This window comes from Paenibacillus daejeonensis DSM 15491 (assembly GCF_000378385.1).
In the GTDB taxonomy this organism is placed as follows: domain Bacteria; phylum Bacillota; class Bacilli; order Paenibacillales; family Paenibacillaceae; genus Paenibacillus_D; species Paenibacillus_D daejeonensis.
Map to the genome: position 1 here is coordinate 255,611 of NZ_KB899659.1, position 19,956 is coordinate 275,566.

Below are 19,956 nucleotides of genomic sequence, written 5' to 3' on the forward strand. Positions count from 1 at the left end.
TTTCGTTCCCCTTCCGCTACCGCAGCCCGGACTTAAACCGAGCAGCTGATGCATTCCTCGACGGACAGACGGTTCGTCCGCGTATAATAAAGCGATTTGAGTCCCTTGCGAGCCGCGTACACATAGTAACGGGCCAGCTGCCGCGTCGTCACATCACTGTTCACGTGCAGAACAGTTGAGATGCCTTGGTCGATATGCTGCTGGATTTCGGCAATCAGGTCCATCACCTTGAATTGGTTCATCTGATAAGCCGACTTATAATAGAAGAAGTTCTCCGCGCTCATGTACGGCATCGGATAATACGTTGTCGAGTTGGCATACGTGCGAGTCTCGATCTGCTGCGTAATTGGCATGACGCTCGACGTTGCGTTCTGAACATACGAGATACTTTGCGTTGGCGCAATCGCGAGCCGATAAGCATGGTAGAGACCGTGTTCGGCCACATCAGCAGCAAGCTTGCTCCACTCGCTTGGCCCCGGCAGCTCCATGCCCTGGAACAATTCCTGTACCCGGGCGGTAACAGGACGGAAATCTTCGCTCTCATACCGTGTGAAGTAACTGCCGTCCGCATAATCGGACAGCTCGAAGCCTGCAAAACGGATGCCGGTGTCGCGAGCGATATGCATACTCTTCTCCAGCGAATAGTAGTTCATCGCCATGAAGAAAGCTCGGGCGAACTCCTTGGCCTCTCCGCTCTCATAAGCAATCCGGTTCTTGGTCAGATAACCATGAAGATTCATTGCGCCCAGACCGACGGAGTGCAGCTCACGATTCGCCTTGGCTACACCGGGTGCATTGGCGACCGTTGTCATATCACTGACAGCCGTCAGCGCCAGCATGCCTTCATGAACAGATTCACGGATTTGCTTGCCCTCCATGACATTGACAATATTGAGAGATGCCAGATTGCAGCTGATGTCGCGGCGGATCACGTCATCAATACCGTAATCGTTAATTTCCGACGTCTCTTGCAACTGGAAGATTTCTGTACATAGATTGGACATTTTGACCGGTCCGATCTTGCCCAGCGCATGGCCCTTGTTGGCATTGCTGCGATTCATGATGTAGGGGTATCCGGACTCCAGCTGAACCATAGCGATCCGGGTCAGCATGTCGCGGGCGCTCATCACAGGCTTCTTGCGTACGCGGTCATCAGCCATCAGCGTGTCATACATCTCGTCCATGTCCATATCATCCATATGGATACCATAGGCTTTGTAGACGCTGTATGGGGCGAACACATAGTGCATCTCATTGTTCTCTGCCAGCTTGTAGAAACGATCCGGAACGATCAAGCCGATCGACAGCGTCTTCAGCCGCGTCTTCTCATCAGCATTGATCTTCTTGCTGTCGAGGAACTCCAGGAGGTCCCAACCAAAGATATTGTAGTAGCCTGCTCCCGACCCTTTGCGTTGACCCATCTGGTCCGCGTAGGAGAATGCATCCTCCAGCAATTTAAGTACCGGCATGATGCCCTTGGCGGCATCCTCGACACCCTTGATGCTCTCGCCCCGTCCTCTCAGCTTGGACAAATTGACGGCAACGCCCCCACCAATCTTGGACAATTGAAGGCAAGTGCCCAGTACATAGTTAATCGAGTTCAGCGCGTCATCCATTTCCAGCAGGAAGCAAGAAACCATCTCGCCCCGCCGGCTCTTGCCGGCATTCAAGAAGGTCGGTGTGGCTGGCTGCAGGCGCTGCTCCATCATCGAGATGGCAAGCGTACGGGCCGTTGCAGCGTTGCCTCTGCCCAGATGCAAGGCCACGGCTGCTACCCGATCGGCAAAATGCTCCAGATACTGGGAGCGATTATTGGATTTCACCGCGTAGTCTGTATAGAACTTGGAAGCGGCCATGTAGGATTGGAACCGGAAGGGATGGGCTGCCGTCAAGTCGAACACGCCGATGACATCCTCCGCTGCGTAGGTTGCATAGAAATTCTCGTAATAATCATTCTCAATCATATAGTCCAGCTTAGTAGCTGTATCTGAGAAGTTGACGCTCTTGCGCGCGACCTCTTCCATAAATGCGTCGACTGCTTCGCGATCTTTGTCCAGTTGGAAAAATCCGCTGGCATCTCGCTTCATCAGCAGATTATTCAATTCAATGTGCAGCAAAGCGTGTCACCTCCGATTCAAAGCTCAGGATGTCCTGGCGGGTACCTGACAGTTCAAACTTGCCGATGACCGGAACATGGTATTTCTCGGCGATCAGGTCGGCGCTGCGAGCAAAATTCGTGCCCCAATTCCGGTTGCCGCTGGCAGCAACTCCACGCATCATATGAAAGTTGCGCTTCAGGAACGCACTCACGCGATCCGGAATTTGCCCGAAACCTGTCGTATATGTAACCAGCATGAACGGCTCATCGACCGTCATCTGTTCCTCGATCTGGACTGCCGGCAAGTTCAAACGGTTAATAAACCGCTTGACATTTCCCGTCTTTGAATCATAGGCAATCAGCATGCTCTCCATCCCTCTCTCTTCATCCATATATGTACAATTCGTCAATATGTAGTATTGGTTTAATTAATTTATAACAATATATAGACAAAGTCAATGAGGCCGAAACACAAATTGTTGGGGATATGTAAAAATGGGCGTAGCATATCTGGGGGTGCATGTGCTCAAAATCACCATATATGGCGTCACACAAGGGATGCCGGGTTCTATGAAAAAATAGGTTTATAGATTTTCAGGCCCAAATATTTTTCGACGCTATTTACGACAGGTTTTGTCATAAATATCAACTACACTAATACGTGAGCCACAAGAAAATCTCACCAACGGAGGATGATGGAATTGAAACCATTGAATAACAAGGTCGCATTGGTTGCTGGAGGGACGCGGGGCGCTGGCCGGGGCATCGCTGTTGAGCTGGGGGCGGCTGGGGCAACCGTCTATGTTACGGGCCGAACGACACGGAGTATGGTATCCGAATATAACCGGCCCGAGACGATTGAAGAAACGGCAGAGCTGGTAACGGCAGCAGGCGGCACCGGTATCGCTGTCCAGGTCGACCATCTGGTGCCGGAGCAGGTACAAGATCTAGTCGGTCGGATCGATCAGGAGCAAGGCAGGCTGGATATCCTCGTCAACGATATCTGGGGCGGTGAGAATCTGGTGGAATGGAACATCCCGGTATGGGAGCATTCCTTGGCGTCCGGTTTGCGGATGCTACGATTGGCCGTCGACACCCATCTAATTACGAGCCACTACGCCCTGCCCCTGCTCATCCGCCGTCCTGGCGGACTGCTGGTGGAGATGACGGATGGGACGGCAGAATACAATCAGGCTAACTACCGGTTGTCGCTTTTCTACGACCTGGCCAAAACCTCCGTCACCCGTATGGCTTGGGGACTCTCCAAAGAGCTCGAACCGCATGGTTGCACGGCCGTTTCGTTAACCCCTGGCTGGATGCGTTCGGAGATTATGCTGGATCACTTCGGCGTGACTGAGCAAACCTGGCGGGAGGCCTGCCAGCAGGAACCTCACTTCGTGATTTCTGAGACCCCACGCTTTGTAGGACGGGCTGTCAGCGCGCTGGCAGCCGACCCTGAGGTGCATAGATGGCAGGGGCAGTCGCTCTCCAGCAGTGGTCTTGCGGGGGTGTATGGCTTTGACGACATTGACGGGTCCCGGCCGGACTGCTGGCGATATATCCGCGAGGTTCAAGAAGCCGGCAAGCCGGCAGATGCGACAGGATACCGGTAAAGGAAGTTAGTGAGTGGAACATTGGCATAGCAAAGAGGCGTACACCACTCGTACGCCTCTATTTGTCTGTTGAAGAAAGCGGGTCAGGCTTCTGCCCAGTTGCCATTTCGGAAGATTGGCTCAGACGAGCCATCCGGCAGAATGCCGTCAATGCTCAGAGAAGCCGAACCGATCATGAAGTCGACGTGAATAAGCGAACGATTGGCTCCGGCTGCGTCCAACTCCTCCGGTCCCATCGTTGTCCCCCCCTCCAGATTGACAGGATAAGCCTGTCCAAGCGCCAGATGGCACGAGGCATTCTCGTCGAATAGCGTATTGAAGAACACGACGCCTGAATTACTGATCGGCGAATCATCGGGTACCAGTGCAACTTCACCGATCCGACTGGCTCCCTCATCTGCAGCAATCAATTGAGCCAATATTTCATAGCCCTGCTCCGCCTGGAAGTCTACCACTTTGCCGTCCTTGAACGTTAAGGCAAAATTGTTGATGAGCTGGCCGTTGTAGTTGAGCGGCTTGGTGCTGCGGACGGTTCCGTTCACTTTGTCCCTGTGCGGCATGGTGAATACTTCTTCGGTCGGCATGTTCGGATTGAAGTCGTCGCCCTTCGCATTCGCCTTGGCACCGCCCAGCCAGATGTGACCCTCTGGCAAATCGATGGTCAGATCTGTCCCTTCACCTTGATATCGCAGCTGCTTGTAGCGCTTGGCATTGAGCAGATCGACCCGGTCCTTCAGACGACGATTATGCTTCTTCCAGGCTGCTACAGGGTTGCCTGCATCCAGACGGGTAGCCTCGATAATACGCTGCCACAGCTGCTGCTCTGCCTCCTGAACGGGTAAATCCGGATAAACCTTGGCTGCCCATTCCGGTGTCGCATAAGAGATCAGCGTCCAGGAATTGGCGTGATTCATCAGCTTGCTGCGGTACTTCTGCAGGGCTTGCGAAGCCGCCTTGATCGTCTCGCCAACTCTGCGGGGGTCAATGTCTCCCGTGAGCAGATCAGGGTTCGGCGCATAGATCGTCACGAACGCTGCTCCATTCTCCGCATATTCCTCCCACGCATTGGCACGCCACATCGGGTATTCCGAGAGCGATTCCTCCGGCGCATGCTTATACTTGACCAGCGAGAGCTCCTCGTCATTATATTCCACATGGACATTGTGAGCACCAGCCTCATACGCAGCAACTGCAATCTGCCGGGCCAGCCGCGCTGCCCCGATCGGCGCCATGACCACAACGGTCTGCCCCGGCTGCACATTGACGCCAATCATCGCGATCAGCTCAGCATAGTCCATAATTTGTTTGTCTGTTGGTAACAATTCCATCATCCTCCTTCGAAAGTCCGACAAGTCATCTTCCATTATAGGCTTTTCTTGGCGTCAAACTCAAATCGGAACTCCCGTGGAACTGAACCACAAATGCGCCTGACAATTGGTAATGGACAGCAAAAACCGCCACGCTTCGACCTGAGTCGTAACGTGGCGGCCCCTGTGCCGTCCTCCGGGGACGGCGCCGGTACCCGTGGCGCTAGTCTTACTGTGATCCGCATCCCGCGCCTCTGCCGAGCCCTGAACTCTAGAGCACTGCAGATCGGGTAAGGGACGCGTTCAACATGTGATTAGAAATGTTGACGCACCTCCTTTCCTGATACCAAAACTATAGCATATGTCCGGCAGATGCGCCACCCCAAATTCGGAATGTTCAGAAAACATGTACAATTAAGCTTGTCCATTCATTAATTACAAATCACGGCACGGACAGCCATGCCCGGTCGCGTTGACGTTCAATATGAACAGGCGTCTCAAAGAATGCGGATAGCGTCGCTGTCTGCAGCAGCTCGGAAGAGCGGCCCTGGGCAAAGACGTCGCCGCGCCGGACCATAAGCGTATGTGAAAAGATGGGCAGAATCTCCTCAATGTGATGAGTCACCAGCAGCAGCGTTGGCGCATCCGGTCGGCTGGCAATATCCGTGATGCCAGCCAGCAGGCTCTCACGGGCAAGGAAATCCAACCCATTGCAGGCTTCATCCAGAATAAGAAGTTTGGGCGAAGCCATAAGCGCACGGGCAATCAGCAGCTTCTGCTTCTCGCCCTGTGAGCACGTCTGGTAGGTCCGCCCGACAAGATGTGCACACCCCAGCTGATCCATCAGCTCATGTGCCCGCTGAAGATCGGCCTCCTCCACCTCATCATAGAGGCCAATCGTTGCATATTTGCCGCTCAAGACAATATGCTCGGCCCGGCTCGTTGGATACAGACGCTCCTGCAAGGAGGAGCTAACCCAGCCAATTGACTTGCGCAGTTCCCGCAAATCAATCGTACCGAATGGGCTTCCAAGTACGCTAACCGTTCCCGAGGTGGGCCAGATATATCCATTAATGAGGTTAAGGATCGTCGTTTTGCCAGATCCGTTCAGCCCCATGACTGCCCAATGCTCGCCTTTCTGCACCTGCCAATCCACATGACGCACGATCGGCTTGCCGTCTCTCTCCCAACTTACATCCTGCAAATCAATAACCGATTCCCTCACTTCATTCCCTCACTTTCCCTACCCTCGCAGCCGGCGTAAGATCATCAGTACTCCGATTAACACCAGCAGTAAACCTCCGATCGCCGATCCCCAGACAATAATGGGCTGCCAATCACTGAAGCGGCTCTGCAGGTCGACCTCGATTGTGGGCACCTGCCCCTCACCGAGCATCGCCAGATCTTCGGCAGCACTTGCTGTGTTCACCGCCACCGAACGCCCGCAATTGCTGACCTCCAGATTCTCGCCCGACTTATAAGCATAGAGCAGATAGCTCTCGCCGTCCACGAAGTTAAACATGCAGCTTGACCAGCTGGTATAAACAATTACCTGGGTCGCGTCGACACCCTTCCAGGCTTTGTCGACCTCCAAGATCACTGCATCGTAGCCCATGTCTCTTCGCGGCTGCTTGGCGATATCCAGCACTGTCCCAGTGAAGACGGCATCCGCATCCTCCAGCGCTGCTCCCGCATTCTCCGGGACCATACAATCACAAGCCATTGCGCGTGCAGGCTGGAGTACCCATAATGCCGGAAGCAGGAGCAAAAGCACTGCCAGCGTCGTCCAAATACGCATCATTCTCACCCCCATCAACTACACCACTTCCGGCATTGTAGCATGAGAAGCGCCAGAAGTATATTCCAATGGCCCCTCTAACGACGGGAAGAACGAGCAAGCTGCGGGGTGAGCAGCAGCAGGCCAAATGAGATTATAATGATAGAAACCGTCCAGACCCATGCCATGGAATAATGGCCTGAATCCACAGCAACATAGATGGCCGTAGGCAGCGTCTGGGTTTTGCCAGGTATATTCCCTGCAATCATCAGGGTTGCACCGAACTCCCCCAATGCTCTGGCAAAGCCAAGAATATATGCCGTCAGCAGCGAACGCCAGGCCAGGGGCAGCGAAATATAACGGAACACCTGCCAGCCCCCTGCTCCCATCGAACGCGCCGCATCCTCCAAATGCCGGTCTACAGATAGAAAGCCCGTCTTCATCGTCTGATACACAAGTGGGAAGGCAACAACGACGGCAGCAATCACTGCTGCCCACCAGGAGAAAATAATCGGTGCCGACCATAACCATTCAGACGCTTGGCCAATCCAGCTGTTTCTGCCCAGCGCGACCAACAGCAGAAAACCGACAACCGTTGGCGGCAGCACCAGAGGCAGCAGGAACAATGTTTCGACGACAATGCGTCCGCGGAAGCGTGCCCGACTCATCCACCATGCGGCTGCAATGCCAAGAGCCAGCGTCAATACGCTGGCCAGCAAGGCGACTTGCAGAGATAATCTTATCGGCGTCCAGAAGGCAGTCCAGTCCATCATGAAGCGGTGCCGAAGCCGTATTGTTCAAAAATAACGTTCGCGTCCTCTGTCTGTAAATACTCGTAGAGGCGCTCAGCCTGCTCGGGGTAATTACTCTCGGCGATGATGCCAATGGGATAAATGACATCCGGATAGCTTCCCTCCGGGGCCGCGAAGGCAATATCGACTTGATCAGAGGACAACGCGTCGGTACGATAAACAAACCCTGCATCCGCATTCCCAGTCTCCACATACTGCAGTACGCTTCGGACGTCTTTGGCTTGGACGAGCTTGGCTTCCAATGCTGCCCAGAGTCCGGCTGTATCCAGTGCCGCTTTGGCATATTCCCCTGCAGGAACGCTCTCTGGAATGCCTATGGCGATATGTCTTACCGAATCTTGCGTCAGATCCTCGAGTGCCTTTACATTGTCTTGTCCTGCTGGGACGACAACGACCAGTTCATTGCGCAGTAGATCCACGTGCTGCTCAGCTGCAATCATTCCGTTCTCGACCAATTGATCAATATGTTTAGGCGCAGCAGAGAGGAATAGATCCGTTGGAGCCCCCTGCTCAATCTGTTGCTGTAGCGCGCCGGATGCTGCAAAATTAAATAGAAGCTTGATGTCCTGGTGTTCCGATTCAAACTCGGTTTGCAGCTCGGTTAAGGCATCCTTCAAGCTGGCAGCCGCAGATATGGTTAGCTCCACTGTTGGCTTCAGCGGTATGTCTCCATTCGTATTCACATTCGTGCCCGCTCCACTATGGGACGTATCAGTGCCACACCCCGCGAGAAATAAGGTCATTGCCAGTGTCAATCCCATTACCCGTGTGCCGTACCCCTTTTTCGTTGCTTTCAAGCGATCACTTGCCTTTCTGAATATAACTAATTATAACTGTTTATAACTAAACATCATTATAACTAGCAATCAGATCGCTGTAAACCTTACACTGGCATTTAAGATGTATGATACAATTGTATTCGTCCCGTCAGGGAGAGCATATTTTACGATGCATTTTCACATGAGGGGGCCCACCATGGAGCAAGACATGTCCTATACGACAGAAGAAATTGCCAAGATGCTCAAAGTATCCAAGCTGACCGTCTATGATCTCATTAAAAAGGGCGAATTGCCCTCCTATAAAGTTGGGAAGCAAATGCGAGTCGATGCTGCTGACCTGGATGCCTACAAATACCGGTCCCGTCATGCTGCTGCTACTCAGCCTGTAGTTCCTCCAGCATCGGCTGTGCAAGTCGCTCCCCCAGGATCGCTGGTCATTACTGGCCAAGATGTGAGCCTCGACATTCTCGCCAATCATTTATCCAAAGCGATGCCCCAGCTCCGCCCGCTGCGCAGCTATGTCGGCAGTCTGGATTCACTGATCGCCCTCTATCGCGGAGAAACCGATCTGGTGAGCACGCATCTGCTCGACGGTGACACGGGAGAGTACAATCTTCCTTATATCCGCCGGCTGCTGGTCAACGATTCGTATCTTGTCGTTCATCTGCTCGCTCGCCGGGCCGGGTTGTACGTGGCACACGGCAATCCCCGCGCGCTGCACGGATGGGCTGATCTGGCCCAGCCAGGGCTGCGGGTCGTCAACCGCGAGCGCGGGGCAGGTGCGCGCGTCCTGCTGGATGAGCAGTTGCGGCTGCATGGGATCCCTCGCCATGAGGTGCGGGGATATGAGGACGAGCAACCAAATCATCTAGCGGTTGCCGCCCGTGTCGCCTCCGGTGCCGCCGATGTCGGGGTCGGCATCGAGAAGGCGGCTGCCATCATCGGCGAAGCGATAACTTTCATACCGCTCATCACCGAACGTTATGACCTCGTCATGCGCAAACGGCCGGATAATGCCCAATGGCGGGAGCACGTGCTGCAGGTGCTCCGCTCCGATAGCTATCGGCAGGAGCTGGCGGCCATCTCCGGCTATGATCTGACGGACACGGGCAAGATTCTGCTAGAGACTTAGCTGACATCAGATCGATTCCGGCGCCTGCAGACCAATCAGGTAGAGGCCGGTCTTCAGGGTCCGGGCTGTTGCTCTAACAAGCCTAAGCCTGGCTTCCTGGATCAAGTGAATTGTGCTGAGCTTATTGTCACCCACTGCATTTTAAGGTACCTTTGTATGAGAGCACTTACAGTTTAGAGGAATTGGAGCGAACGAACGATGCGAAAGTATAATTTTATGAGACCGATTTTATTGTTAGCGGTCGCCTTCTTTGTCTATAATGCCGTATCTTCATTATGTATCCTCGCCTTCGGCATGACGCCTGAGGCCGCAGAGAATTATGCCTTCGTGGCCATGATGATCAGCGTGATCTTGGCCTTTACCCGGATGCGTCGCAACCAGAGAAAACAGCAACAACCGCCAGGTTAACGGGAGTGAGATCGCCTACCCCTGATCGTTGTCCCATTGGGCTTCATCCGCCAGATTCTGCACCTCTTCGGCTGTTATCACGAAATAGCCATAACCTTCTTGCTCATGCTTGCGCCAGGCCCGTTGTTTCATAAACTTTGGGCTGGCCTCTCCCCTTTCCTCATCGTAGAAAAGTAAAATCCCGTCCGACTTGCGCATCAGCAGATCATCCCGTGCAGCCAGCTGCCACGTCCCCTGATAGGGTCCCTTCGTAACCAGGCCGTAATAATCCACCTGTTTCACCAACTCCTGATAGTACGTTTGCTTCTCTTCCTTCCAATTGGCCTCCGGATTCTCGTAAGCCGACATGATAGCAACCTTTAATTGGGGATATTCGCTGCGCAGCCCGATCACAACTTCACACGCCCAGAGATCTACCCCGTATTGACCAGGAGTCAGCACCCACTCTAATCCTTCATCCATCAATGCAATTAATCGAGCTTCTATGGCCTTTTTAATGAAGGGAACGCCAGGATGCTTGTCATCGTAAATATTCAGTTCATGGGCGCGATACCCCGTCACGAGCAGATTTTTCATACATGCCTTCTTTCAGGTGTCCAAGCAGATTGCTGAACCTTTCAGTTTCAATCAGTGTAGCCTGAGCAAGAGAAATTTGCAAAAAAGTTCCTCTGTCTCGAAACCTTTTCTTGAAACTAGGAGTCTAATATAGAAGAATCTTACACCCATGTAATCCTCATCCTATTCCCAGATCAAAGGAGCGAATTGTTGAATGAAACGCATTTGGGGCCGGGTTTGTCTGGCCGTCGGACTAACGATGTCGATGCTAGTCTCCTCAGCTGCCGCTGAATCGGGGCAGACCTACCGCAGCTACACCGAGCAATCGCTAATTAAGCAGGACGGAACATTCTGGACGTGGGGCAGCATGCAGCCGGTTCCCGTCCAGATCCACGGGATGGATGATGTCGTTACCGTCCATGACGGAGGTCTCATTCAATTAACAGATGGTACCGTTCACTATACAGGGCGTTTGCAGGCTGGCCAGCCCGTAGAGCCTGTAGCGCTGCCGCAATTCGACCATCTGAAGCAGGCCATGGCTGACTATTCCCAATTATTTATCGTCGATGCAGATGGCGGCCTGACCATCGTTCCGCTCGACTCATCTGGTGTCACCTTGGAAGCTCTTCAGAACAGTCAGCCGGTCCCTGCGCTGGAAGATGTGAAGAAGGTTAGTCACTATCAGGAATGGGACGGGAACAGGACGTATCAGACCATCATCGCGCTGAAAGAGGACGGCACCCTCTGGCGGGGGTACAAAACGGAGAATGGCACTTCCTCTTTCACCAGAATCCCGAATCTCGATGGGGCGGTCGACCTTCAACGCAACGTCGCCAGGCTAAGCAATGGCGAATTGAGAACCTGGCCCATCCGGGAGGGGACGGATTCACCTGTGATTAGCACCAAGGTCCCCATCAATCGCAGCATTGCCTGGTTGGGCACCCATCGCATGGCCAACCTTGCTGTCGATGTTGATGGACGGCTCTGGTTTTGGGGAAACACGGTGACAGGCTACTCTGACGGCACAGAGTGGCATGCGCAGTCGTCCCCTATCCGTTTCTCTGCGCTTAGCGATGTGCGCGAAGCTTATGTCGTCGAGCGCATGATATTTGCCCTTACGAAGCAAGGAGAGCTGTATGCCACCTCACTAAACCGGCAATCCATGCCAGCAGACGCCTCCTTCGACTTGATGGCCAAGGATGTGCGCAGCGTACAAGCTGGCTCTCGACATCTGATGATGGAACGCCAGGACGGCACCCTCTGGGGCTGGGGCGTCAACAAATCGGCCGAGCTGGGGGTCGGAGACTTTACCTTCATGTATGATAAGCCAGTTCCGCTTCTGAAGCCGGTCTCTGTCGTACTGAACGGTCAGTCCGTGCCGCTGACCGGTGGCGCGTTGCTGCATGACGGCCAGGCCTTCATCCCGCTCCGCTCGGTGTTTGAGCGATTAGGAGCCACCCTAACGTGGGATGTGCTGGCCAAGGAAACGCTAATCACAGGCGCTGCAAACGGCGAGGCAGCACCCGTTCAGATCCGCATCGGGTTCACCACAGGCGAAGTAACCATTCAGGACAAACCGGTTCTGCTGCCTTCCAAGCCCTTCATCATTGGCAGCGTCTCGTATGTGCCTTTGCGCTTGGTTAGCGAGTCATTGGGTGCCACCGTCCACTGGTCCTCCGAGGCGCGTGCCGTTCAGATTACTTATCCAGGGAAGACAAACTAATCGCTTACCTCTATTTCTCAGTGCGCGACACCGGAATCCTTAGTAGGCCACGGTCGTTCCAAGTTGAGTCAGAATCACTGCGAGTAAGCGAGGATAGGATCATCCGGCTACGACCCCATGCGCGGCGACTGAATGGGAGTGGCGCTGTTAGCCCGAACACCCCCGCCCGGTCTCGGGAGGGGGTGTTCGGATGCGTTGACCCGCACGTCCGGATCAGTGAGCACAGAGTGTCCCGCTAACGGACAAATTTGACCCTTAGCAGAGGAAATCTGAGCCGTTTTCTTTCTAACGGACAAAATGGATGCTTAGCCGCCTCAAAATGCTAAATTTGTTGAGATTTGAGCTTCTAAGCTGCAGATATGTCCGTTAAAAACCGCAGATCGCACAAATCCACTTCTAAGCTGCAAATATGGCCGTTACAGTGACAACCCCAATTAGTAACTAGTCAGCACCTAACTAACTAGCAATTAATCAGCACTTGATCACCTACTCAGCACCTAACAAGCAATTAAGCACTAGACCAATCACTAGTGCAATCACTAAAGCAACCCGTACCCAATCAGCACCGCAACTAGCACCATGCACACAACGCGATTGCGCCTACCAGGCTCCACTCATGCCAAGGAAGCCTCTGCAGCTGCTATGTGCTGACAGAGGCTTTTCGCTTGGTGGTAGCACTCGTGTGCCCAGCTTTCTATCGTGACAAGACAAGCGGCGGTTTGTCTTGCTTCGTTGGCTTATCTAGCTCTGTAGGCTGCTCATGCTTGGCTGCCTGGTCTTTGTTCGAGTTGTTCTTAGCATCCCCCCTCGTATCGTCCACTTGCGCATGCTCCGAATCAAGCTCTCGCCACACGCCGCTCTCGACATACAACGTTCTGTGACAGATCGCAGCCACATCGTCCCGGTCATGGGAGACGAGCAGACAGGATGTACCGGCTCGCTGCAGTATCGACCGCAGTTCCGTGCGAATGGATTGTTTGAGCTCGGCATCGAGGCTGCTAAATGGCTCATCCATGAGCAGTAGCGTCGGTCCGGGGGCTAGCGCTCGTGCCAGAGCGACACGTTGCTGTTGGCCGCCACTTAACTCATGCGGGTAGCGCCGGGCAAAGTCGGTCATCTGGATCAGATCCAACATCTCGTCCAATCGCTGCTGCCGATCCTTGCGCTTCATTCGGTGCAGACCAAACGCGATATTGTCTGCAGTGGTCAGATGAGGGAACAAGGCATAGTCCTGAAACACCATTCCGATTCCTCTGTCCGCCGGCGATACTTCAGCTCGCTCATTCACCAGAACCCGCTCTCCCAGCGTAATCGATCCCTGCTCGGGGGTCTCCAGACCGGCGATGAGACGAAGCAGCGTGCTCTTGCCGCTCCCGCTAGCGCCCAGAATGCCAACAATCTCTCCACGCGATACACGCATGGATACATCTTCGAGCACTGGAGACTGCCGGCGTTCATAACGATAGGTCACCCCGCTTACCATCAGCTCACTCATCTTATCCTTCCTTTCTCCAACCTTAGCACGATGATGACGGAGATCAAGCTCAGCATAATCAATAATAGTGACGGCAGCGCCGCTTCGTAGATTCTTTCGTCAATGGCGTATTGATAGGTTCTGGTGGCAAGTGTGTCAAAGTTAAACGGCCGCAGCAGAAGCGTCAGCGGCAGCTCCTTGACGATCTCGATGAACGTCAGGGCAAAGCCCGAGAGAATGGCTGGCTTCAGCAAGGGGAGCTCCACACGACGGAAGGTACTACCCTGCTTGTGTCCCAGTGACTGCGCGGCTTCTGTGTAGGTTCGGGGAATTTTGTCATAGCCTGCTTCTATCGCGTTGTAGCCTGTCGCCATAAACCGGATAACGTAGCCCGCCAGAAGCATGGGCAAGGACAAACTCAGCACCAGCGCACCTTCCTCCCTATCGAGGAGCCACACATACAGCGGGCTCAACAGCTCGTCGAGTCCAATAAAAACGGCCAGTGCGCCAATGGCGATAATCGCACCAGGAATGGCATAGCCTGCCGTCATTAAACGCGCAAGGGCATAGGCTCCGGCGTTGGATACCATGCGCACACTCTTTGCCGACAGGACCGCAATCCCCATGACTACAAGCGTCGCCCAAGCGGCCCCCGTAAGCGTGTTGCGAAGCAAATCAACAAAGTCACTTCGCCAGACGCTGCTGTATGTCCAAGTCGCCCACAGGAGGATCTGTCCAACCGGTACCAGAAAGCCTGCGCTGAAGACCAGGATACACAGACCGGTTGCACCTGCGGCAGCCCAGCCCTTCAATTGCACCGGCTGCAACGGCTTGCTGCGGCTGCTCATGGCCCCATACCTGCGCCCCTGGCGCAGCAGCCGCTCCAGGATAAAAATCCCGATAATGATGACCAGCAGCCAAGCGGCCAGACGCATCGCACTATCGATATCATACATGCCAAACCAGGTCTGGAAAATCGCCGTGGAGATCGTCTGAACGCCGAAGTAGCTGGCGACTCCATAGTCGCTGAGCACTTCAAAGATAACGAGCATTGCACCTGCAATGATGGCCGGCCGCGACAGGGGAAGCACGACTCGTGTAAACAATCCCCAGCCACTGCGGCCAAGCAAACGACCATTCTCGATATAGGAGCCGCTTTGTCTTTCCAGATAGGTCCGCATCAACAGGAATACGTAGGGAAACAAAAAGACCGATAAAGTGAACACCGCCCCGCGCAGCGAGCTGAGCTCCATCATCCCGTGAGGCAGCTGGATATTAAACTGATTGCGCAGCGTCGCCTGAATGATGCCGGTATAGCTGGTCATTGTCCCGTAAGTATAGGCTGCGATATAGGGCGGAACGGCCAGCGGGAGCACCAGACCCCATCGGAAAAACCGCCGCAGCGGGAAAGCATACCCTACCACCAGCCATGCCAGAAAAACGCCGGCCAAGGTGGAGAAAAAGCCGGTCAATAGAACCAGCTTGGCTGAGCCAATGACATAATCGGTGAGCAGATACGTTTTGACTGTAGCCCAGTTTTCGTTAACTGGACGAAACAGGCCAGACATAACATAGAGAATGGGCAGCAGAATGGCTGCTGCCCCGATCAGACTGGCAATGACCCAGCCGTTCGTATAGTTTCTTAACGTTCGATAGGTCCGATGGATCTGCATCGATTACTTCCAGCCGACCTTGTTCGCGATCTCGACAGCCTTCGGGTTGTTCTCCCCGTAAACCGCGAAGTCCAGCTCCTGATGCTTGAACTCTCCCCAGCTTGCCAGCAGCTCGGGCAGCTTCGCTTCTGCATTGACCGGGTACTCGTAATTGGCGAGCGAGATGGTCTCTTGAGCAGCTGGTGCAGTCAGGAATTCAATCAGCTTGACGGCGTTGTCCTTGTTCTTGCTGTGCTTGATCAAACCGGCACCACTGATGTTGATATGTGTGCCTGTCGTGTCCTGGTTCGGGAAGAACACGCCGACTTGCTCAGCAACCTTCACTTCTTCCGGATCATCAGAGACGCTCATTTGTCCAACATAGTACGTGTTCATAATGGCTACATCGCCTGCTCCTGCTACCACGGCCTTCGCCTGGTCGCGGTCGCCGCCTTCAGGTTCGCGCGCCAGGTTGGCGGCGATGCCGGCTGCCCACTGCTCTGCTGCTTCTTCGCCGTCAATGGCAATCAATGAAGCAAGTAGCGACTGATTATACAGGTTGGTGGACGAGCGTACCAGCACTTTGCCTTGCCAGTTGTCCTCTGCCAGCGCTTCATAGGTTGACAGCTCGGCAGGATCCACGCGATCTTTGGCATAGACAATAACACGCGCTCTCGTCGACAGGCCGATCCATTCTTTGTCTGTGTCCATCAAGCCTTCTCCAACCTGTGCATCAATGACTTCGGATTCAATGGGCTGCAGCAATCCTTCCACCTTGGCGGTGTTCAGAATGCCGCCATCCACGGTGATGAACAGGTCGGCAGGCGTGCTGGCGCCTTCCCGTTTCAATTTTTCGATCAGCTCGGGGGCCTTGCCTTCAATTACATTGACTGTAATCCCGGTCGCTTCTGTGAATTGGCTATACAACTCAGCATCCACATCATAGTGACGGGCAGTGTAAATATTGACCTCGCCACCAGCTTCTGGTTGTGCTTGTTCTTCTGGTTGTGCTTGATCTTGTCCATTTGTCCCTCCAGCAGCTTGCTGCGTGGGCTCCTCCGGTGTCCCACTACTGCCTGCACCACACCCGGCGATAAGGGCGAGCGTCAAAATAAAGGCTGCGGCTATGTACAGTTTCTTCCAACTTCCTTGCATGATAAGATGGCCTCCTTGGTCATGTTCAAGATGATTGCACAGCGATACTCAAACATTCACTTGTGATGAGTTTAATTCTCATTCTCAATCATGAATCTTTATAAAAGGCAGTGCGACAGCCTTTTTTGATTATGATAATGAATATCGTTATCACTCATTGTAATCTCAATGTTGATTATAACGAACGAAAATGAGAATTTGCTGTGGAAATGAAAAAATCATCTAAGCATCACCAAGTTACTGCCAATCTGTGTTGCTGACCAGCTCGACCGCCCGCGACTGACGTTCATCCAGCCGATTGTAATCAATGGCTTGCGGCTCTGGCTCTCCCCATTGCTGTAGCACCTCCGGCACTGCCGCTTGTGGATGTACAGGATATTCATACGTGCTGCCGCTCAGAGCGGTTTGCGCTTCCTGGCTCGTCAAAAATTCAATGAGCTGTATGGCTGCTGAAGGGTTGGGAGCTTCCCGCAGCAAGCCGATCCCACTCAGGTTGATATGCGTACCTCCGTGCTCCGCATTGGGGAAAACCATCCCCAGTTGTCCTGCAGCCTGCCGCTCCTCCCAATTATCAGAGGCCAGCATTTGTCCAATGTAATAGGTGTTCATCACACTGACGTCTCCCGTGCCTTTGGCCAATTGCAGAGCCTGCTCCCGGTCTCCTCCTTGCGGATCAGTCGCGAGATTGTGCGCAATCCCCTCTACCCAGTGCCTTGCCGCCGCTTCACCACGCTGATCAATCAATGAAGCCAGCAAGGATAAATTGTATTGGTTGCCGGAAGAGCGCATCAGCAGTCTGCCATACCATTCCTCATCCGCCAAATCATCATATGAGGCAAGTAAGTTGCCATCTACCCGATCCTTCGCATACACAATGACCCGTGCCCGGGCTGCCACACCTACCCACGTTCCGTCAGGATCTCTCCACTGGGCAGGGACGTGCGCTTCCATTTTCTCGGACAGAATAGGCTGCAGAAGGTCTTCATGCTTGGCCTGAGCCAGTGCAGCCACATCTACTGTAATGAGGACATCAGCTGAATGGGCTTCATCCTCTTTGCTAAGTTGACTCATGAGCTCCTGGGAGGTCCCTTTCTTTTCAATGACTCTTATGCCGGTTTGTTCTGTAAAGGCGCTATAGAGCGCCTGGTCTGCCGCGTAGTGCCGGGATGAATATACTGTAACTGTCGCTCCCTCAGCAGTTGTACCTGCGCTGCAGCCCGTTACAACAGCTGCCAGCACCGGAATGATGGTGCAGACGATGGCTATTCGTCTAAGCATCGAAGGTCCCTCCTTTGTTGTGGTTAGCCGTAATTGACTGCACTGGCAGCTCCAGATGGACGACTGTCCCCATATGCTCCGTGCTGTGGAGACGGATCGAGCCACCCGCTTGCTCCACCAAGCGCCTCGCGATGGACAGTCCAAGTCCGGTTCCGCGGTTGTCCCCGCTTCTTGCCTTGTCCGCCCGGTAGAACCGGTCAAAGACATGGGGCAGATCCTTCTCCGCAATGCCTATCCCCTCGTCCGATACTTCTATGTGAGCGACCGACTCCGTCAATCGGCAGCTGATGCGGATGGGTCGTCCCTCTTCTGAATAGCGGGCGGCATTATCCACTACGATAATTAGGAGCTGTTCCAGATGTTCAACAGAAAGGGTCAGCGGCACTCCAGCCAGCTCCTCCGCCATAAGGCTGAGCGGATGATGAGGATGCACGTAGCGAACGTTGGCCGCAAGGGCCTCCAGGACTTTGCCTGCATCGTCCAGTCCCTGTTCCTCTGGTCGAGAGGGCTGTTGTTCAGCTCTGGTAAGAGCCAGCAGATCCTCCACCAGCCTACTTAATCGGTTCATCTCTTCACTGGTTGCCTGCAACGATTCCTTCAATACTTGGGGATCGTCCGCTCCCCAGCGTCGAAGCATGTCTAGGTGACCCTGCACAATGGCAATTGGCGTTCGCAGTTCATGGGAAGCATCCTGGGTGAACCTGCGCTGTCTGTTGAATGAACGCTCGACATCGTCCATCATCTCATTAAACATACGCATCAGTGTGTCCATCTCATCACGACTGCCGGACACCGGCATCCGTGCCTGCCAGCCGTCCTCCCGCACCCTCCGAATGGTGCCAGCCATGGATCGCAGCGGCCGCAGGAGCAGCCCGGATAGCCAGGCACCTCCCAAGGCACTGAGCAGCACGGCGCCCAGTCCGGTATAGAGCATAACCTGACCCATCCGGTTAATGACGAGGGTCGTTTCCTCCATCCCACGGACGATCTCCACCGTTCCTTGAAACGCCAGGACGACAAGTGGTGCTCGCAAGACCATGAATTTGGCATCGCCGCTTGACTGGATGGACAACTCTGGAAGCACGGCCGTGACGTGTTGGATTAGCGGTTCTCCGATTCCATCCGTCACATAGGCGATCTCAAGGCCATCCTGATCCAGAATCCGGATCTGCTGATTTCGCTCGTTTAGCCTATGCAGCGTTTGTCGCAGCACGGGGAGATCCGCTTCTTCAAACCCCATCTCCCGCTCCAGGATATGATTCAGCACCGTATCCATGGATTCCCGCACCGATTGTTCGATCCGGGACGTCATCGTCTGTTCAATCGCCAGATATTGAGCAAGATGATAGAAAGCAAAAATGAGCAGCAGCATGCATGCTGAACCAAGCGTCAGCTTCCAGCGAATCTGCAGCTTGCCCAGCCTGCGCAGGACGCCCGAGCGTCTCATCGTTTCAAGATATAGCCAATGCCGCGCAAGGTCTGGATGTAGCTGACCGAAGCATCTGGCGGATCGATTTTGTTCCGGAGATAACGGACGTATACATCAATGACATTGGTATCCACCTCTGCGCCGGGCCCCCACACTTTATCCAGCAGCATCTCCCGCGAGAGCGCACGGTTGGGATAGGTCATAAATGCAGCCAGCAAATCGTATTCCCGCTTGGTTAGTCCGATCTCGCTCCCGTCTCTGGTCACGCTGCGTGTATCCAGTTCCATTCGCAGATTTTGAAAGACCAGCACATCCCGTTCCTCCTCCCCCCGGCGGAAGACGACCCGGATTCGAGCCAGTAGCTCTTCCATGGCAAAAGGCTTGGGCAAATAATCGTCCGCACCAAGATCCAGGCCAGACACCCGATCGGCCACAGCGTCTCTGGCAGAGATCATCACGATCGGCGTCCGCTTGAGCGCCCGCAGCTGGCGACAGATCTCCAGGCCGTCCACGCCTGGGAGCATCAAATCTAGCAGAACCAAATCCCAATGGCTGGCCAGCGCAGTCTCAAGGCCGGTTCGCCCATCATATACCACGGCTACGTCGAACCCCTCATGTCGCAGCTCCAATTCGATAAATCGAGCCATATTTTTCTCATCTTCAATGAGCAAGATTTTTTTCATCTATTACGGGTCCTTTCGGGTCTTTATCTCCTGTCCTCATACTCCAATGTCATTATAATGAGAATCTTTATCAACTACAAG

General features: G+C 54.0%; 19 protein-coding genes. 4 read left to right on the forward strand and 15 right to left on the reverse strand.

The window, feature by feature from the left end:
- Positions 1-32: 32 nt before the first annotated feature.
- On the reverse strand, positions 33-2,117 hold the full coding sequence (gene nrdE / locus F556_RS0101150; RefSeq protein WP_020615042.1) for a class 1b ribonucleoside-diphosphate reductase subunit alpha: 2,085 nt from the start codon (positions 2,115-2,117) through the stop codon (positions 33-35).
- Positions 2,104-2,463: a class Ib ribonucleoside-diphosphate reductase assembly flavoprotein NrdI gene (gene nrdI, locus F556_RS0101155; RefSeq protein ID WP_026297029.1), complete on the reverse strand. Its 360-nt coding sequence runs from the start codon at positions 2,461-2,463 to the stop codon at positions 2,104-2,106. The genes nrdE and nrdI overlap by 14 nt, the downstream gene beginning before the upstream one ends.
- A 336-nt stretch (positions 2,464-2,799) precedes the next feature.
- Between nrdI and F556_RS0101160 the strand changes: the two genes are divergently transcribed.
- The gene (locus tag F556_RS0101160) at positions 2,800-3,711 is read left to right on the forward strand and encodes an SDR family oxidoreductase (RefSeq protein ID WP_026297030.1); all 912 of its coding nucleotides are present in this window, start codon (positions 2,800-2,802) and stop codon (positions 3,709-3,711) included.
- Positions 3,712-3,794: 83 nt separating this feature from the next.
- Here F556_RS0101160 and F556_RS0101165 read toward each other — a convergent pair whose 3' ends face one another.
- From F556_RS0101165 to modA, 5 genes are all read right to left on the reverse strand, one after another.
- Positions 3,795-5,039 (reverse strand): aminopeptidase, encoded by a 1,245-nt coding sequence (locus tag F556_RS0101165; RefSeq protein WP_020615045.1) that lies wholly within the window; start codon positions 5,037-5,039, stop codon positions 3,795-3,797.
- 421 nt (positions 5,040-5,460) lie between these two features.
- The gene (locus F556_RS0101170; protein ID WP_020615046.1) at positions 5,461-6,243 is read right to left on the reverse strand and encodes an ABC transporter ATP-binding protein; all 783 of its coding nucleotides are present in this window, start codon (positions 6,241-6,243) and stop codon (positions 5,461-5,463) included.
- An 18-nt stretch (positions 6,244-6,261) separates the two neighbouring features.
- Positions 6,262-6,819: a hypothetical protein gene (locus tag F556_RS0101175; protein ID WP_157272577.1), complete on the reverse strand. Its 558-nt coding sequence runs from the start codon at positions 6,817-6,819 to the stop codon at positions 6,262-6,264.
- Positions 6,820-6,893: 74 nt separating this feature from the next.
- Positions 6,894-7,568 carry a molybdate ABC transporter permease subunit gene (gene modB, locus F556_RS0101180; protein WP_020615048.1) on the reverse strand — a complete coding sequence of 225 codons (675 nt, stop codon included), beginning with the start codon at positions 7,566-7,568 and terminating at the stop codon, positions 6,894-6,896.
- Positions 7,565-8,368: a molybdate ABC transporter substrate-binding protein gene (gene modA / locus F556_RS0101185; protein WP_026297031.1), complete on the reverse strand. Its 804-nt coding sequence runs from the start codon at positions 8,366-8,368 to the stop codon at positions 7,565-7,567. Before modA ends, modB begins: the two co-directional genes overlap by 4 nt.
- Positions 8,369-8,582: 214 nt before the next feature.
- Here modA and F556_RS0101190 point away from each other — a divergent pair, with 214 nt between their 5' ends.
- Positions 8,583-9,518, forward strand: coding sequence for a helix-turn-helix transcriptional regulator (locus F556_RS0101190; protein WP_020615050.1), 936 nt, complete (start codon positions 8,583-8,585; stop codon positions 9,516-9,518).
- Between the two features lie 6 nt (positions 9,519-9,524).
- On the opposite strand, the gene F556_RS39205 is transcribed toward F556_RS0101190, so the two are convergent.
- Positions 9,525-9,653 carry a DALR anticodon-binding domain-containing protein gene (locus F556_RS39205; protein WP_083937867.1) on the reverse strand — a complete coding sequence of 43 codons (129 nt, stop codon included), beginning with the start codon at positions 9,651-9,653 and terminating at the stop codon, positions 9,525-9,527.
- Between the two features lie 81 nt (positions 9,654-9,734).
- On the opposite strand from F556_RS39205, the gene F556_RS0101195 reads away from it, so the two are divergent.
- Positions 9,735-9,926, forward strand: a complete 192-nt coding sequence (locus F556_RS0101195) for a hypothetical protein (RefSeq protein WP_157272578.1) — start codon at positions 9,735-9,737, stop codon at positions 9,924-9,926.
- A 15-nt stretch (positions 9,927-9,941) separates the two neighbouring features.
- Here the strand turns inward: F556_RS0101195 and F556_RS0101200 are convergent, their stop codons facing one another.
- Entirely contained in the window at positions 9,942-10,502 is a 561-nt protein-coding gene (locus F556_RS0101200; RefSeq protein WP_020615052.1) for an SLOG family protein, read from the reverse strand.
- Positions 10,503-10,695: 193 nt separating this feature from the next.
- Here F556_RS0101200 and F556_RS0101205 point away from each other — a divergent pair, with 193 nt between their 5' ends.
- The gene (locus tag F556_RS0101205) at positions 10,696-12,204 is read left to right on the forward strand and encodes a stalk domain-containing protein (RefSeq protein ID WP_020615053.1); all 1,509 of its coding nucleotides are present in this window, start codon (positions 10,696-10,698) and stop codon (positions 12,202-12,204) included.
- 694 nt (positions 12,205-12,898) lie between these two features.
- On the opposite strand, the gene F556_RS33025 is transcribed toward F556_RS0101205, so the two are convergent.
- From F556_RS33025 to F556_RS0101235, 6 genes are all read right to left on the reverse strand, one after another.
- Positions 12,899-13,699, reverse strand: a complete 801-nt coding sequence (locus tag F556_RS33025) for an ABC transporter ATP-binding protein (protein WP_020615054.1) — start codon at positions 13,697-13,699, stop codon at positions 12,899-12,901.
- Positions 13,696-15,351: an ABC transporter permease gene (locus F556_RS0101215; protein WP_020615055.1), complete on the reverse strand. Its 1,656-nt coding sequence runs from the start codon at positions 15,349-15,351 to the stop codon at positions 13,696-13,698. Before F556_RS0101215 ends, F556_RS33025 begins: the two co-directional genes overlap by 4 nt.
- A gap of 3 nt (positions 15,352-15,354) precedes the next feature.
- Positions 15,355-16,485 (reverse strand): Fe(3+) ABC transporter substrate-binding protein, encoded by a 1,131-nt coding sequence (locus F556_RS0101220; RefSeq protein ID WP_020615056.1) that lies wholly within the window; start codon positions 16,483-16,485, stop codon positions 15,355-15,357.
- 237 nt (positions 16,486-16,722) lie between these two features.
- Entirely contained in the window at positions 16,723-17,763 is a 1,041-nt protein-coding gene (locus tag F556_RS0101225) for an extracellular solute-binding protein (protein ID WP_020615057.1), read from the reverse strand.
- The gene (locus F556_RS0101230) at positions 17,756-19,210 is read right to left on the reverse strand and encodes a sensor histidine kinase (RefSeq protein ID WP_020615058.1); all 1,455 of its coding nucleotides are present in this window, start codon (positions 19,208-19,210) and stop codon (positions 17,756-17,758) included. Before F556_RS0101230 ends, F556_RS0101225 begins: the two co-directional genes overlap by 8 nt.
- Positions 19,207-19,875, reverse strand: a complete 669-nt coding sequence (locus F556_RS0101235) for a response regulator transcription factor (RefSeq protein WP_020615059.1) — start codon at positions 19,873-19,875, stop codon at positions 19,207-19,209. The genes F556_RS0101230 and F556_RS0101235 overlap by 4 nt, the downstream gene beginning before the upstream one ends.
- Between the last annotated feature and the right edge of the window lie 81 nt (positions 19,876-19,956).